This is a genomic window from Paracoccus sp. NFXS7, from assembly GCF_040148865.1.
GTDB lineage: Bacteria > Pseudomonadota > Alphaproteobacteria > Rhodobacterales > Rhodobacteraceae > Paracoccus > Paracoccus marcusii.
Map to the genome: position 1 here is coordinate 381,236 of NZ_JAKEKV010000001.1, position 14,580 is coordinate 395,815.

Annotated in this window: 14 protein-coding genes; 7 read left to right on the forward strand and 7 right to left on the reverse strand. The window is 69.4% G+C overall.

Annotated elements, in window-relative coordinates:
* Positions 1 to 2 precede the first annotated feature (2 nt).
* From LZ686_RS01930 to LZ686_RS01960, 7 genes are read left to right on the forward strand one after another with little or no spacing between them, the layout of a single operon-like run.
* Positions 3 to 764: a thiazole synthase gene (locus LZ686_RS01930; RefSeq protein WP_349546825.1), complete on the forward strand. Its 762-nt coding sequence runs from the start codon at positions 3 to 5 to the stop codon at positions 762 to 764.
* Positions 761 to 1,357, forward strand: a complete 597-nt coding sequence (locus tag LZ686_RS01935) for a thiamine phosphate synthase (RefSeq protein WP_349546826.1) — start codon at positions 761 to 763, stop codon at positions 1,355 to 1,357. Before LZ686_RS01930 ends, LZ686_RS01935 begins: the two co-directional genes overlap by 4 nt.
* On the forward strand, positions 1,354 to 2,325 hold the full coding sequence (locus LZ686_RS01940; protein ID WP_349546827.1) for a ThiF family adenylyltransferase: 972 nt from the start codon (positions 1,354 to 1,356) through the stop codon (positions 2,323 to 2,325). Before LZ686_RS01935 ends, LZ686_RS01940 begins: the two co-directional genes overlap by 4 nt.
* The gene (locus LZ686_RS01945) at positions 2,322 to 3,254 is read left to right on the forward strand and encodes an ABC transporter substrate-binding protein (RefSeq protein ID WP_349546828.1); all 933 of its coding nucleotides are present in this window, start codon (positions 2,322 to 2,324) and stop codon (positions 3,252 to 3,254) included. The genes LZ686_RS01940 and LZ686_RS01945 overlap by 4 nt, the downstream gene beginning before the upstream one ends.
* Positions 3,251 to 3,928, forward strand: a complete 678-nt coding sequence (locus tag LZ686_RS01950; RefSeq protein ID WP_349546830.1) for a TenA family protein — start codon at positions 3,251 to 3,253, stop codon at positions 3,926 to 3,928. The genes LZ686_RS01945 and LZ686_RS01950 overlap by 4 nt, the downstream gene beginning before the upstream one ends.
* Complete coding sequence (locus LZ686_RS01955) at positions 3,925 to 4,620, forward strand: ATP-binding cassette domain-containing protein (protein WP_349546831.1); 696 nt, start codon at positions 3,925 to 3,927, stop codon at positions 4,618 to 4,620. Before LZ686_RS01950 ends, LZ686_RS01955 begins: the two co-directional genes overlap by 4 nt.
* Positions 4,608 to 5,363, forward strand: coding sequence for an ABC transporter permease (locus tag LZ686_RS01960; RefSeq protein WP_252929269.1), 756 nt, complete (start codon positions 4,608 to 4,610; stop codon positions 5,361 to 5,363). Before LZ686_RS01955 ends, LZ686_RS01960 begins: the two co-directional genes overlap by 13 nt.
* Here LZ686_RS01960 and LZ686_RS01965 read toward each other — a convergent pair.
* The 7 genes from LZ686_RS01965 to LZ686_RS01995 form a co-directional block, all read right to left on the reverse strand.
* Entirely contained in the window at positions 5,350 to 6,138 is a 789-nt protein-coding gene (locus LZ686_RS01965; RefSeq protein ID WP_349546832.1) for a MetQ/NlpA family ABC transporter substrate-binding protein, read from the reverse strand. The genes LZ686_RS01960 and LZ686_RS01965 overlap by 14 nt on opposite strands.
* 30 nt (positions 6,139 to 6,168) lie before the next feature.
* Entirely contained in the window at positions 6,169 to 6,843 is a 675-nt protein-coding gene (locus tag LZ686_RS01970; protein ID WP_045981317.1) for a methionine ABC transporter permease, read from the reverse strand.
* Complete coding sequence (locus LZ686_RS01975; RefSeq protein WP_502921981.1) at positions 6,833 to 7,867, reverse strand: methionine ABC transporter ATP-binding protein; 1,035 nt, start codon at positions 7,865 to 7,867, stop codon at positions 6,833 to 6,835. The genes LZ686_RS01970 and LZ686_RS01975 overlap by 11 nt, the downstream gene beginning before the upstream one ends.
* Before the next feature lie 217 nt (positions 7,868 to 8,084).
* Positions 8,085 to 9,914, reverse strand: coding sequence for a response regulator (locus LZ686_RS01980; RefSeq protein WP_349546834.1), 1,830 nt, complete (start codon positions 9,912 to 9,914; stop codon positions 8,085 to 8,087).
* Positions 9,904 to 10,767, reverse strand: a complete 864-nt coding sequence (locus tag LZ686_RS01985) for a CheR family methyltransferase (protein ID WP_349546835.1) — start codon at positions 10,765 to 10,767, stop codon at positions 9,904 to 9,906. Before LZ686_RS01985 ends, LZ686_RS01980 begins: the two co-directional genes overlap by 11 nt.
* Positions 10,764 to 13,829 carry a response regulator gene (locus tag LZ686_RS01990; protein ID WP_349546836.1) on the reverse strand — a complete coding sequence of 1,022 codons (3,066 nt, stop codon included), beginning with the start codon at positions 13,827 to 13,829 and terminating at the stop codon, positions 10,764 to 10,766. The genes LZ686_RS01985 and LZ686_RS01990 overlap by 4 nt, the downstream gene beginning before the upstream one ends.
* Positions 13,830 to 13,992: 163 nt before the next feature.
* Complete coding sequence (locus LZ686_RS01995) at positions 13,993 to 14,541, reverse strand: cytochrome b (RefSeq protein ID WP_349546837.1); 549 nt, start codon at positions 14,539 to 14,541, stop codon at positions 13,993 to 13,995.
* Between the last annotated feature and the right edge of the window lie 39 nt (positions 14,542 to 14,580).

Consider the following 14,580-nt stretch of genomic DNA (forward strand, 5'->3'; position numbering starts at 1 on the left):
CGATGCGTGATTTCTATGGCGTCACCCTGCCCAACGCGCTGATGCTGGGCACCGCGCAATACCCGTCCCCGTCGATCCTGCAGGAAGCGTTCCGCGCCAGCGGTGCGGGCGTGGCCACCGTGTCGCTGCGCCGCGAGGCCGGCCAGGGCCAGGCCTTCTGGTCGCTGATCCGAGACATGGGCGTGCGCGTTTTGCCCAACACCGCCGGCTGTCACAGCGCGCGAGAGGCCGTGACCACGGCCCGCATGGCGCGCGAAGTCTTTGAGACCGACTGGATCAAGCTGGAGGTGATCGGCCATGCCGACACGCTGCAGCCCGACCCCTTCGGCCTGCTGGAGGCCGCGACGACGCTTTGCGCCGAGGGATTCCAGGTGTTCCCCTATACGACCGAGGATCAGGTTCTGGCCGCCCGCCTGCTGGATGCGGGGTGCCGGGTGCTGATGCCCTGGGGCGCGCCCATCGGGTCTGGCCTTGGGCTGAACAACCGCCACGGGCTGCGCATGCTGCGCGCGGCCTTTCCCGACGTGCCGATGGTGATCGACGCGGGCCTTGGCCTGCCCAGCCATGCGGCGGAGGCGATGGAGATGGGGTTCGACGCGGTCCTTCTGAACAGCGCGGTGGCACAGGCGGGCGATCCGGTCGCGATGGCCCGCGCCTTTGCACTGGCCGTGCAGGCGGGCGCCTTGGCGCGCGACGCCGATCCCATGGGGGTGCGCGACATGGGCGCGCCCTCCACCCCCCTGATCGGGAGGGCCTGGCTGTGACGCTGCCGCGCTTCTATCCGATCTTCGATGATGCCGCGTGGCTGGGCCGCGTTCTGCCCCTGGGCGTCCGGCTGGTCCAGCTGCGGCTGAAGGACCGCGACCCCGCCGACGTCCTCGACCAGATTGACCGCGGGCTGCGCCTGGCGCGCGCACATGGCGCGACGCTGGTCGTCAACGACCACTGGCAGGCGGCGATCGATCTGGGCGCCGACTGGCTGCACCTGGGGCAGGAGGACCTGGACGACGCCGACCTGCCCGCCATCCGCCGCGCCGGGCTGCGGCTTGGCGTCTCGACCCATGACCGGGCGGAACTGGACCGTGCGCTGGCGCTGGCCCCCGACTACGTGGCCCTTGGGCCCGTCTGGCCCACGATCCTGAAACAGATGCGCTGGCATGAACAGGGGCTGGACCGGGTCACCGAATGGAAGGCGCTGGTGGGCGACATTCCGTTGGTCGCGATCGGCGGGCTGACCCCCGATCGCGGTGCGCAGGCGCTGGCGGCGGGGGCGGACATCGTATCGGCCGTGACCGACATCACGCTGAACCCCGACCCCGAGGCGCGGATCGCCGACTGGCTGGCGGTGACGGCATGAACCGCTATGCCCGCCAGATGGTGCTTCCGGGCATCGGCGCCGCGGGCCAGGATCGGCTGACGCAGGCCCACGTGCTGGTCGTGGGCGCAGGCGGGCTGGGATGCCCCGTGCTGCAATACCTGGCCGCCGCGGGAGTGGGTCGGATCATGCTGGTCGATCCCGACCGCGTGGAGGAGACGAACCTGCATCGCCAGCCCCTGTACCGCATGGACCAGGTCGGCCGACCCAAGGCCCAGGCCGCGGCGGCCGCATTGGCGGTATTGAACCCCGACTGTCAGGTGGTGCCACGTGTGGAATGGCTGACCCCGGCCAACGCGGGCGATCTGGTGCAGGCAGCCGACGTGACGCTGGATTGCGCCGACAGTTTTGCGGTCAGCCTGACGCTGTCGGATGCCTGCATGGCGGCGGGCAGGCCGATGATCACCGCCTCTGCGCTTGGCCTGTCGGGCTATGCCGCAGGCTGCTGCGGCGGGGCGCCCAGCCTGCGCGCGATCTTTCCCGACCTGCCCGCGCAGGCCGCCAGCTGTGCCAGCGCGGGCGTGCTGGGCCCCGTCGTCGGCATGATCGGCGCGCTGCAGGCGCAGATGGCGCTGGCCGTGCTGCTGGGCTTGGAGCCTCGGCCATTGGGGCGGCTGATCAGCTGGGACGCAGGCGGATGGCGGATGGGCGGGTTCCGCTTCGACATCGCGCCCGAACCCGCCAACCCCCTGCCCTTCATCGCCCACGCCCAGATCTCCCCCGGCGACCTGCTGATCGACCTGCGGACCGAGGCCGCGCCCATCGCCGGCGCCCGCCACCTGCCCCCCGACCGCATTGCGCATCTGGACCCCGGCCCTGCCACGCGGGTGGTGCTGGCCTGTCGCACCGGCCTGCGCGCGCACAATGCCGGGCAGGTGCTGCAATCACGCTGGCCGGGGCGCATCGCCCTGCTGGCCCTGACCGATGACGACCTGAAAGGACGCCCATGAAGACGCTGACCCTGGCGCTGGCCGTGCTGGCCCTGCCCGCCCATGCCGAAACCCGCCTGACGGTGATGCTGGACTGGTTCGTGAACCCCGACCACGCGCCCATCGTGCTGGCTCAGGAACTGGGCTATTTCGCGGATGCCGGCCTGGCGGTTCAGACCGTGGCCCCGTCCGACCCCAACGATCCGCCGCGCATGGTCGCCGCCGGGCGCGTCGATCTGGCCGTCAGCTATCAACCGCAGCTGCACCTGTCGCGCCACCAGGGCCTGCCGGTGACCCGCGTCGGCACGTTGGTGGAAACGCCGCTGACCTGTCTGGTCGTGCTGGCCGACAGCGGTATCACCACCCCTGCCGACCTGTCCGGCCGCAAGGTCGGCTTTGCCGTGGCGGGCGTGCAGGAGGTGATGCTGGACGCCATGCTGACCGATGGCGGGCTGGCCCCCGAGGATGTCGAACAGATCAACATCGGCTGGTCCATCGCGCCTGCGCTGATGTCGGGACAGGTGGACGGCGTCATCGGCGCCTTCCGAAACTTCGAGCTGAACCAGCTGCGGCTGGAGGGGTTCGAGGGCCGCTGCCTGAACCCCGAGGATCACGGCATCCCCGCCTATGACGAGCTGATCTATCTGGCCGATCCCGCCCGCATGGACCGCGCCGCCGTCGCGGCCTTCCTGGAGGCCACGGAACGTGCGACGGCCTTCATCAAGAACGACCCCGACGCGGCGTGGCGGATGTTCGCGGAGACCGCGGCCGAACTGCGCACCCCCCTGAACGAGGCCGCATGGGCCGACACCTGGCCCCGCTTTGCCGGGCGTCCCGCGGCACTGGACGCGGGCCGCTATCTGCGGTTCGAGGCGTTCCTGGCCGACCAAGGCGCCACGCCGGGCGGACAGTCGCTGTCCGATCTGGCCATCGACGTGACCGCACCATGAGTGCGCCCGACTATGGCCGCGCCTTCGCGCTGTGGCGGGACGCGGCGGGGCATCACTGGGACGCCTATGTGAACCATGCCTTCGTCAGGCAGCTGGCGGCGGGCAGCCTGCCCCGCGACAGCTTCCTGCACTATCTGCGGCAGGATTACGTCTTTCTGCTGCATTTCGCGCGGTCCTGGGCGCTGGTCTTTGCCAAATCGGACCGCATGTCCGAGATGGCGCTGGCCTCCTCCATCGCCCACGGGTTGCTGCACGGAGAGATGCCGCTGCATGTCGCGATCTGCGGCCGCGAGGGCATCACCGAGGCGATGCTGCAGGACACCCCGGAATCGCCTGCGAACATGGCCTATACGCGCTTCGTGCAGGCCACGGGCTATGCGGGCGACATGCTGGACCTGCTGGCGGCGCTGGCGCCTTGCGTTTTCGGCTATGGCCAGATCGGGCTGGCGCATGCGGACAGCGGCGGCCCCTATGGCGAATGGACCGCGACCTATGGCGGCGCCGACTATCAGCGCGTCTGCCATGATGTCGGCGCGCTGATCGACGCGGCGCTGGAGGCGCGGTTGGGCCCCGACTGGCCCGCCCTGCCCCGCGCGCAGACGCTGGCGCGCCACTTTACCCAGGCCACCCAACTGGAGGTCGGGTTCTGGCAGATGGGGCTGGACCGGACATGATCCGCATCACGGGCGATCTGATCATGGACGGGCGGGTGCTGCTGCCGCATCTGGCGCTGGACTGTCCTCCGGGGCGCTGGACGGCGCTGATGGGGCCGTCCGGGGTGGGCAAGTCGACCCTGGGCCGGATCGTGGCGGGCCTGCCCGTGGCCGCGCGACTGGCCGGGGCGGCGGATGTCGCGGGCCCGGTCACCCTGATGGGCCAGCAGGATCAGCTGCTGCCCTGGGCCGATGCGCTGGCCAATGTCACCATCGGCGCGCGGCTGCGCGGGCAGGCCCCCGACCGGGCCCGCGCCCGTGCCCTGCTGGCCGATCTGGGCCTGGCGGGTTTGGAGGCGCGCCGCCCCGCCCAGCTGTCGGGCGGCCAGCGTCAGCGCGTGGCCCTGGCCCGCACCCTGATCGAGGATCGGCCGGTCGTCGTCCTGGACGAGCCCTTCTCGGCGCTGGACGCCGCCACGCGGGCGCAGATGCAGGAGCTGGCGGCGCGGCACCTGGCCGGGCGCACGGTGATCCTGATCACCCACGACCCGCTGGAGGCGGCGCGGCTGTGCCACGCGGCCTTCCTGCTGGATGCCCAAGGAATCCGCCCGCTGGCCCTGCCCGCGACGCCCACGCCTCGCGCGCTGGAGGATCCGCAGGTTCTGGCGGCCCAGGCCGCGCTGTTCCGCAGCCTGATGCCATGCGCGGCCTGATCGCCGTCCTGGTCGCGCTGTCGGTCTGGCAGGGCGTGGTCTGGGCCAGCGGCGTGCCGCCCTTCATCCTGCCCGGTCCCGCGCGGGTGGCGCAGGCGCTGATGGATCACGCCGCGATGCTGGCGGTGAATGCGCGTTTTACGCTGGCCAATCTGGCGGCGGGGCTGGCCTTGGGGGTCGCGCTTGGGGTCGGGACGGCGGTCAATCTGGCGCTGTCGCCCGCGGCGCGGTGGCTGCTGCGGCCGATGCTGATCGCGGCGCAGGCGGTGCCGGTCTTTGCGCTGGCCCCCATCCTGACGCTGTGGCTGGGCTACGGCGCGCCCAGCAAGGTCGTGATGGTGGCGCTGGTGGTCTATTTCCCGGTGGCGTCGGTGCTGTTCGACGCGCTGATGCGCCCGCCCGCGGCGCTGGACGATCTGGCGCGGTCAATGGGCGCGCGGCCTTTGCGGCGGTTGACGCTGATCCAGCTGCCCGCCGCCCTGCCCGCGCTTGGGTCGGGGCTGCGGCTGGCGGCGGTGCAGGCGCCGCTGGCGGTGATCGTGGGCGAATGGGTCGGCTCCAGCCGGGGCCTGGGCCATGTGATGCTGATGGCGAACGGGCGGGGTCAGACCGACCTGATGTTCGCAGCCCTGGCCATGCTGACGGCGATGGGACTGGCGCTGTTCGCCGCGGCGGGCGCGGTCCAGCGTCTGACGGAAAAGGGCCGCCCCGAAGGACGGCCCCAGGCGATCACCACGAGGTGATGACGGCCCCGTCGTATTTCTCGTCGATGAAGGCCTTGACCTCGGGCGACTGATAGGCCTCGACCATGGTTTTGACCCAAGGCTCTGCCTCGCGGCCCTGCTGGACGACCAGGATGTTCACATAGGGGCTGTCGGCCTTTTCCATGGCGATGGCATCCTCGCGCGGGGACAGGCCCGAGGCCAGCGCATAGTTGGTGTTGATCACCGCGATGTCGGCATCGGCCAGCGCGCGGGGCAGCTGCGCCGCATCCAGCTCCAGGAACTGCAGGCCCTTGGGGTTGTCGCTGACATCCAGCGGGCTGGGGACCAGGCCCGTGTCCTCGGCCAGGGTGATCAGGCCCAGATCCTGCAGGATCAGCAGCGCGCGGCCGCCATTGGTCGGATCGTTCGGGATCGCGACCTGCGCGCCCTCGGGCAGGTCGGCGATGTCCTCGACCTTGTCAGAATAGATCCCCATCGGCGTGGTGATGGTGGTGCCGACCTCGACCAGCTCAAAGCCGCGGTCCTTCATCTGGTTCTCCAGATAGGGGCGATGCTGGAAGCTGTTGGCATCCAGATCACCATCCGCCAGCGCCTGGTTCGGCACGACGTAATCGGAGAACTCGATGACCTCGATGGTCAGGCCCAGGGGTTCGGCGACCTCGGCCACCTTCTCCATGATCTCGCCATGTTCGCCGGGGGACACGCCGACCTTGATGTCTTCGGCCATGGCGACGGAGGCCATGGCGGCGGTGGAGAGGGCGATGGCGGATACGAAGGTTGTCAGACGCAGCATGGGATTCGTCCTTTCTTGTCTGCGGGAAATTCAGGCGCCGCGGTTGCGGGGCGCGCGGCGGTCGACGCGGGCCGCGATCCATTCGCCAAGCGATTGGACCAGCTGCACCAGCACGATCAGGATGACGACGACGGCGGCCATGACCTCGGGCATGAAGCGCTGGTATCCATAGCGGATGCCCAGATCGCCCAGGCCCTGCCCGCCGACCGCGCCGACCATCGCGGAATAACCGATCAGGCTGACCACGGCCAGGGTCAGGCCCAGAGTGATGCCGGGCAGCGCCTCGGGGATCAGCACCTTGCGGATGATCTGGAACGGCGTCGCACCCATGGCGCGCGCGGCCTCGATCAGGCCGGCATCGACCTCGCGGATGGCGTTTTCCACCAGCCGCGCGATGAAGGGGATGGCGGCCAGGGTCAGCGGCACGATGGCCGCGTCCGTGCCGATCGACGTGCCGACCACGGCCCGCGTGAAGGGGATGATCGCCACCACCAGGATGATGAACGGGACCGAGCGCGTGGCGTTCACCACCAGCCCCAGCACCTTGTTGATCCACGGCGCGCTCAGCAGTTCGCCCCGCTGAGAGCAGGCCAGGAACACGCCCAAAGGCAGCCCGCCTAACGTGCCCAGGATCGCCGAGATGGCGACCATGTAGAGCGTCTGCAGCGTCGCGTCCCACAGGATCGGGATCAGGTTAGCGGACATGGCCCAGCACCTCCGTGGTCAGACCGTGTTGCTCAAGAAAGGCGCGGGCCTGATCGCCGCGGTCCTGGGGGACCGAGATCAGCAGGTTGCCGAAGGGGCGCGTGCCGATCTCCTCGATGGTGCCGCCCAGGATGTTGGCGCTGATGCCCAGATCGGTCGCCAGACGCGCCAGCATCGGGTCGGTCGCATGCGTACCCGCAAACGTCACGCGGATCACCTGGTCGCCCGGCGGATCGGTCTGCAGCCGCGCCGCGACGAAGGCCGGCAGCGTGGCCCCGGTGACGCCGGACAGGAACCGCCGCGTCGTCGCGTGCTGCGGCCGGGCAAAGATGTCGTAGGTCGGACCGGCCTCGACGATGCGGCCCGCCTCGATCACCGCCATGTGGCTGGCGATGTCGCGTAGCACGGCCATCTCATGCGTGATCAGCAGGACGCTGACGCCCAGGTCGCGGTTGATCTGCGCCAGCAGGTCCAGGACCGTCTGCGTGGTCTCGGGGTCCAGCGCGCTGGTCGCCTCGTCCGACAGGAGGACCTTGGGGCCAGTGGCCAGCGCGCGCGCGATGCCCACGCGCTGCTTCTGCCCGCCCGACAGTTCCGCAGGATAGCGGTCGGCCAGCGCGCCCAGGCCCACCTGTTCGATCAGCTGATCGACGCGGGCGCGGATCTGACCGCGCGGCGTGCCCGCAACCTCCAGCGGCAGGGCGATGTTGCCCCGCACCGTGCGCGAGGCCAGCAGGTTGAAGTGCTGGAAGATCATGCCGACATCGCGCCGGATCGCGCGCAGCGCGGATCCGGTGGCGGTGCCCACGTCGCGACCAGAGACGGTGACGCGGCCCGTCGTCGGCCGCTCCAGCCCGTTCACCATGCGGAGCAGCGTGGATTTGCCCGCGCCGGACCGGCCGATGATGCCGGTGATGCTGCCCTCAGGGACCGACAGGGTGATGTCGGCCAGCGCCGTCACCTGCCCTTCCGCCTTGGGAAAGGACTTGCCCAGCCCCTCGAATGTGATCGCCGCGCCGGTCATCCGCATCCTGCATGCTTGCCAAAAGTCAGGGCGCGGTCCTGCCCGAAACGGCCGCCGGGCGCAAGCCGTGCCACAGCCGCACCGTGATCCCGCCCGGAACGGCCGTTCGCGCGCCGCGCAGCCTGCCAGAACGCAGGCCCTGCCCCGGCCGATGCGCACGGACCGCGGCGGTCGGGACGCGCATCGGGCAGGACGGCGTCCTTATTCCGCGGCGTCCTTATTCCGCGGCGTCCGGCACCCCGCGCGCCAGAAGCGCGGTCAGGATCGTGCGCAGCGTGTCGGGGCGGAACGGCTTTTCGATCAGCGGCGCATGGTCGAACCCCTGCGGCAGGTTCTCACGGCCATAGCCCGACACGAAGCAGAACGGCACCGAAAGGCTGTCGAACAGGGCCGCGACCTCGTCCACCGGCTCTCCCTTCAGGTTGCCGTCCAGCAGGGCCAGGTCGATGGGCCCGTTTCGGGCAGCGGCCATCGCCTCGGGGACGCTGCGGGCGACGCCGGTGACGGTGGCTCCGGCATCCTCCAGCTCATAGCGCAGGTCCAGCGCGACCAGCGGCTCGTCCTCGACCAGCAGGACGCGCGCGCCCTCCAGCGTCGATGCGCGGATGACGGGTTGGCCGATCAGCGCCTCGGCGGCGGCTGCCTGGCCCGCCAGCCGGGTCACGCCGTCTGTCAGGCGGATGGTCCAAACGACCCCGTCGGGGTTCCAGTCGGCGCTGACCGCGGCCGCATCGCCGCCGCCGGCCGCCCCGATCAGCGTCATACCGAAGCCCATGCGCGACGGCGCGGTGACGGCCGGGCCGCCCGTCTCGCGCCAGGTCAGGACCAGGCGCTGCCCCTCAAGGCGCCAGGCGATGTGCACGATCCCGCCCGGAACCGACAACGCACCGTATTTCGCCGCATTCGTGCCCAGTTCGTGCAGCGTCAGCGCAAGGCGCAGCATGGTGTCGGGGGCCAGTTCCACCGGTGGGCCGTCGCGGCGCAGCCGGTCGCCGTCCAGCGTACCCGAACTGATCTGGTCGTCGATCAGCTGATCCAGCGGCGCGCTGGCCCAAGTCGCATCCGACAGGATCGAATGGGCGCGGGCCAGCGCCTGCAGGCGTCCGCCAAAGCTGGTCTCGAACTCGGGCAGGCTGCCGGATTGACGCAGGCTTTGGCGGGCAATGGCCTGAACGTTGGCCAGGGTGTTCTTGATGCGGTGGTTCAGCTCTCCGATCAGCAGGGCGCGGACCTCTTCGGACTGCTTTCGTTCGGTGATGTCCTGGACCTGCAGCGACAGCGACTGGCGGTTCAGACCCTCGGACAGGACCGATCCATAGACCTCGCAGCAGATCGGGCCGATATCGGCGTGATCCAGGCTGATCTCGGCCGAGAAGCGCGGCACGCCGTCCTGCTGGCTGTCCAGCCAGCCGGTCAGCAGCGCGGCCCCCTGTTCGTCCAGCCAGCCCGCCGCGGTGGCGGTCATGCCCAGCATGTCGCCCGCGGGCCGCCCGAACATGCGTTCGGCCCCCTTGGACCAGCTGCGCACGCACAGGTTCCGGTCCAACGTCACAAACGCCAGCGGCGAATTGTCGGCATGCGCCTTCAGCTGCGCCATCGCGCGGTCGCGGTGCAGCGCGATGTCCTGCATCTCGTCGCGCTGGCGCTGCAGGTCCTTGGCCTGGCGGCCGATGCGGAAGAACACCTCGGCCTTGGATTTCAGCACCACGGGGTCGATGGGCTTGAAGATATAGTCGACCGCCCCCGCCTCGTACCCGCGGAACCTGCGGGCCTCGTCCATCTCGGCGGCGGTGACGAAGATGATGGGCACGCCGCGGGTGCGTTCGGTGGACCGCATCAGCTCCGCCAGCTCATAGCCGTCGGTGCCGGGCATCTGCACGTCTAGGAAGGCCAGCGCGTAATCATGCTGCAGCATCAGTTCCAGCGCCTCGGTCGCGGACCGCGCGGTGTCGACCACCAGCCCGTCGCGCCGCAGCAGCGCCTCCAGCGCCATGATGTTTTCCGCGATGTCGTCGACGATCAGGAAACGGATGGGTCTATCGGGCATGAACAGTCTCCTGGTCGGCATTCCGGCGCCAGATCCGGTCCGGTTCGGCAAAGGCCGCGAAGGACGCGGCATGGGTGGAAAAGCGCAACGTCTCGTGAGAGCCGAGGCCAAGAAAGCCGCCCCGCGCCAGCGCCTCGGCGAACAGGCCCACGGCGCGGTCCTGCAGCGTCCCGTCGAAATAGATCAGCACGTTCCGGCACGACACCAGCTGGACCTCGGAAAAGACCTGGTCGGTGGCCAGGTTGTGCTCGGTGAACACCGTGCGCGACCGCAGGCCCCGGTCAAAGGCCGCGCGCCCATAGGCGGCGGTATAGTAATCCGACAGCGACCCCAGCCCCCCCGCCCGCTGATAGTTCTGCGAGAAGACCGGCAGGCGGTCGATGTCATAGATGCCGGCCTCGGCCCGGGCCAGGGCGCGTCGGTTGATCTCGGTCGCATAGAACATCGTGCGGTCGAACAGCCCCTCCTCGCGGAACAGGATGGCCAGCGAATACAGCTCCTCGCCATCGGCACAGCCCGCCACCCAGACCTTGAGCGAGGGGAAGGTCCGCAGATGCGGGATCACCTCGCGGCGCAGTGCAAGGTAATAGGCCGGATCGCGGAACAGCTCGCTGACCTGCACGGTCATCGCGTCGATGATGTCGGGCAGCACCGCGGGATCGTGCAGCAGGCGGCCCTGCACCTCGGACAGGGTCGCGCAGCCAAGCCTTTCGCGCGCCAGTTTGGCGCGACGGGCCAGCGATGCGCGCGAATAGGACCTGAAGTCGTAATGGTGGCGCCGGTTCAGCGCCTCCAGGAACAGGTCCAGCTCGATCGCGTCGGCCGCGCGCAGGGGGACGGGATCGACGCTCATCGCGGCATCCAGACCCGGGTCAGCGACAGTAGCTTGTCGACATCCAGGGGCTTGGGCAGATAATCGTTCGCCCCCGCCGCCAGGCACTGGTTCTGATCCTCGGCCATCGCCTTGGCGGTCAGCATGATGATGGGCAGGCCCTTCCAGCGGTCGATCTTGCGGATCTCGCGCGTGGCGGTCAGGCCGTCCATCTCGGGCATCATCACGTCCATCAGCACCAGGTCGATCTTGGGCGCGGCACCGTCGTTGATGCGGCCCAGGGCCTCCAGCGCCTCGCGGCCGTTCCGGGCGATCTGCACGGTCGCGCCATGCGGCTCGAACACGCCGGTCAGGGCATAGACGTTGCGGATGTCGTCCTCGACCACCAGGATGCGGCGCCCCTCCAGCTGCGCATCGCGATTCAGCGACGCGGCCAGCATGTCGCGCTGTTTCTGCGGCAAATCGGACACGACCTGATGCAGGAACAGCGTGACCTCGTTGATCAGGCGCTCGGGCGATTTTGCACCCTTGATGATGATCGATTTCGAATAGCGGCGCAGGCGCTGCTCCTCGGCCTCGGACAGGGCGCGTGCAGTATAGACGATGACCGGCGGGAAGGACGCAGTGCCGTCCCCGTCCAGCTGCTCCAGCACCTCGAACCCCGATGCATCCGGCAGCGTCATGTCCAGGACGATACAGTCGACCGTCTGGCTGCGGCAGATCTGCAGTGCCTCGGCGGCGGTACCGGCGCCCACCGTCTCGACCCCGTCGCTGGTCAGCAGCGCCTTGAGCCCCAGCATCTGCGCGGGATCGTCCTCGACGATCAGCACGCGGCGCAGGCGCTGTTCCAGGCGGGTCTCCAGGTTGCGGATCGCCGTGGCCAAGTCGTCGCGCCGCACCGGTTTCATCATATAGCTGATGGCGCCCTGTGCCAGCGCCTCCTTGGTGTAATCGTCGGCCGAGACCATGTGCACCGGGATGTGGCGCGTGGTCGTATCGCGCTTCAGCCGGTCCAGCGCGGACAGGCCCGAATGGTCGGGCAGGCCCACATCCATCACGATCGCCTGCGGCAGGAAATGGCGCGCCGCACGCACCGCGTCATCCGCCCGGCCCACGCAGACGCAGCGGAAGCCCAGCTCCTGCGCCAGACCGTAGAGGATGCGGGCGAATGCCGGATCGTCCTCGACCACCAGCATCACCCGCTCTCCGGCGCCGATGTCCGCGCGGTCGTCTTCGACCCCCGGCAGGGCGTCCAGCATCATCGGCGCGGGTTCGGGCATCGTGGGCGCGGGCAAGGACCGCCGCGCAGGCGCCGGCGATTGCAGCGCCGGGGCGGCGGGCAGGATCAGCGTGAAGGTGCTGCCCTTGCCGGGCGCGCTGGTCAGCGTGATGCGCCCGCCCAGCAGATCGGCCAGTTCACGGCAGATCGACAGGCCCAGCCCCGTTCCGCCAAAGCGGCGGGAGATGGTGCCGTCCGCCTGCCGGAACGCCTCGAACACGGTCTCCTGCTGGCTGGCGTCGATGCCGATGCCGCTGTCCTGCACCGACAGCGCGATCCCCTGCGCCGCCGGGGAAATGTGCAGCACCACCTGCCCCCGTTCGGTGAATTTCAGCGCGTTCGAGATGAAGTTCCGCAACACCTGTTCCAGACGCTGCCGGTCGGAGGAAAACGCCGCGACTTTGGGATCGACCTGCGCCGACAGGGTCAGCCCCTTGTCGCGGGCCTGCGCCTCGAAGGCGCGCACCAGCTTGTCGGCCAGCGCCTGCGGTTCGACCGTGTCGCGCGACACGTCCATCTTGCCGAATTCGATCTTGGACAGGTCCAGGATGTCGTTGATCAGCGCCAGCAGATCCTTGCCCGATGCCTCGATCGTTTCGGCCCAGCGGACCTGCTCCTCGGACAGGTTGCGGCCGCGGTTGTCCGACAGCAGCCGCGACATGATCAGCAACGCGTTCAGCGGCGTGCGCAGCTCGTGCGACATGTTGGCGACGAATTCGGACTTGTAGCGGCTCTCCTGCGCCAGCTCCTGCGCCTGATCCTCCAGCATCCGGCGCGACCGGGCCAGCGCATCGCGCTGTTCCTCCAGCTCCTGCGTCTGGCTTTCAAGCTGGGCGTTCTGTTCTTCCAGCTCTGATTGCTGTGCCTCCAACCGGCGCTGGCTGTCCTGCAGGGCGCGGGTCTGCTCCTCCAGCTCCTCGTTGGACGCCGCAAGCTCCTCGGTATGGGCGCGCAACTCCTCGGCCTGACGGCGGGTCTCCTCCAGCAACTCCTGCAGCTGCTGGCGGTACTGGGCGGATCGCAGCGCAATGCCCAGCTTGTCTCCGATACGCTCGAACAGGTCGATCACGCGAGGCGGCGGGGCGGCATCCAGCCCGAACTCCAGCACGCCGTTGATCAGCTGCCCGTCCCGCATCGGCACGATCAGCGCATGCGCCGTGCGCCCCCGCGCCAGTCCCGTCGCCCAGCCCAGCGCCTGGTCCGGCGCCAGGGACATCTGCAGGATGCGACCTTCGGTGACGGCGCGACCCAGATGGCCTTCGTCATCCGCCACGCGTTCCGCCAGGGCGTCACCGTCGGTGCCCCATTGCGCCAGCCGCAGGTGGCCATGTCCATTGCGGGCATAGGCGACGGCGGCCCGCGCACCGATCCGGTCGGCCAGCACCTGCAGGACCTGGCGGGCCAGCTTTTCCGCGGTCAGGTCGCCCTGGACGGCACGGGACACCGCGACCTGGGTGCCGGTGATCCAGTCGGTGTCCAGCAGCTTGCCGCGGGTGACGATCAGCCTTCGCCCCAGAAATCCCAGGCACAGATACACGATCCCGGCCAAGCCGCGGTTCACGGCCGCCACGGTCGGATCGATGCCGGTGTTGTCCTTCTGGAACGCCAGCGCCATCGCCATGCAGACCAGCACGGCCGTGGCCACCGGCAGCGCGGGCCAGCGCGCGAAGACCGCAAGGCTCAAGGGCAGGATATAGATCAGCCAGACCGCCGTCCCCAACGGCACCATCAGATCAAGGGTGAACACGCCGGCAAGTGCCGCTGCGATGACGACCAGAATCGTCAGGTCTTGGGTCTTGGTCACGATCTCTCCTGGTCGGCGGCATTTTCGACGTCACCGTCGAACGCCGCGACAGGACCTTTCGTTCAACCGCCTGTGATCAATATTTGATAATCTGGTGCGACCCGACGGTCCCCGTCATTCGCGCCGCATGGCCATATCCAAACCGGGCGGTCCTGTCGAGGGCTCAGCGCGCCCGCGGCGGCCACATCCGCGCCCAGACCCCGTCGCGCCGGATCAGCACATGGTGCAGCGCCGCGCCGACATGCAGGGCCAACACCGCCATCAGCGCCCAGGCCGCCAGTTCGTGCAGGCTGCTGGCGGCGTCGGCCAGGGGCTTTGAACGGGGGACCAGCGTCGGCAGGCCAAGCGCATCCAGCCCCTCGATCGGAAAGCCGCCTGCGCGCACGCGGACGTACCCCGACAGTGGCATCACGATCATCAGCCCGTACAGCGCCAGATGCGACAGCCCCGCCACCCGCCGCTGCCAGTCTGGCATGGTCGCGGGCAGTGGCGCGGGCGGATGCGTCAGCCGCCAGACCAGCCGCAGCGCGATGATGACGATCAGCAGGCTGCCCACGTTCTTGTGAAACAGGTACAGCGCGTCGCCCAGGCCGCGGTCCAGCCCGTCCTGCACCATCAGCAGACCCACGGGGATCATCGCCAGGATCAGCGCCGCGACCAGCCAGTGCAGCATCCGCGCCGTGGTGCCATAGCCTGCGGGTCGGTGATCCATGGCGCAGCCCTCCTGTCGCGACAGGATAGCCCGGGATCG

Bases quoted from the DNA above. Each gene is read 5' to 3' on its own strand.
- LZ686_RS01930 (WP_349546825.1), top strand. From the start codon at position 3: ATGCGTGATTTCTATGGCGTCACCCTGCCCAACGCGCTGATGCTGGGC.
- LZ686_RS01940 (WP_349546827.1), top strand. From the start codon at position 1,354: ATGAACCGCTATGCCCGCCAGATGGTGCTTCCGGGCATCGGCGCCGCG.
- LZ686_RS01945 (WP_349546828.1), top strand. From the start codon at position 2,322: ATGAAGACGCTGACCCTGGCGCTGGCCGTGCTGGCCCTGCCCGCCCAT.
- LZ686_RS01950 (WP_349546830.1), top strand. From the start codon at position 3,251: ATGAGTGCGCCCGACTATGGCCGCGCCTTCGCGCTGTGGCGGGACGCG.
- LZ686_RS01955 (WP_349546831.1), top strand. From the start codon at position 3,925: ATGATCCGCATCACGGGCGATCTGATCATGGACGGGCGGGTGCTGCTG.
- LZ686_RS01960 (WP_252929269.1), top strand. From the start codon at position 4,608: ATGCGCGGCCTGATCGCCGTCCTGGTCGCGCTGTCGGTCTGGCAGGGC.
- LZ686_RS01965 (WP_349546832.1), bottom strand. From the start codon at position 6,138: ATGCTGCGTCTGACAACCTTCGTATCCGCCATCGCCCTCTCCACCGCC.
- LZ686_RS01970 (WP_045981317.1), bottom strand. From the start codon at position 6,843: ATGTCCGCTAACCTGATCCCGATCCTGTGGGACGCGACGCTGCAGACG.
- LZ686_RS01975 (WP_502921981.1), bottom strand. From the start codon at position 7,867: ATGACCGGCGCGGCGATCACATTCGAGGGGCTGGGCAAGTCCTTTCCC.
- LZ686_RS01980 (WP_349546834.1), bottom strand. From the start codon at position 9,914: ATGCCCGATAGACCCATCCGTTTCCTGATCGTCGACGACATCGCGGAA.
- LZ686_RS01985 (WP_349546835.1), bottom strand. From the start codon at position 10,767: ATGAGCGTCGATCCCGTCCCCCTGCGCGCGGCCGACGCGATCGAGCTG.
- LZ686_RS01995 (WP_349546837.1), bottom strand. From the start codon at position 14,541: ATGGATCACCGACCCGCAGGCTATGGCACCACGGCGCGGATGCTGCAC.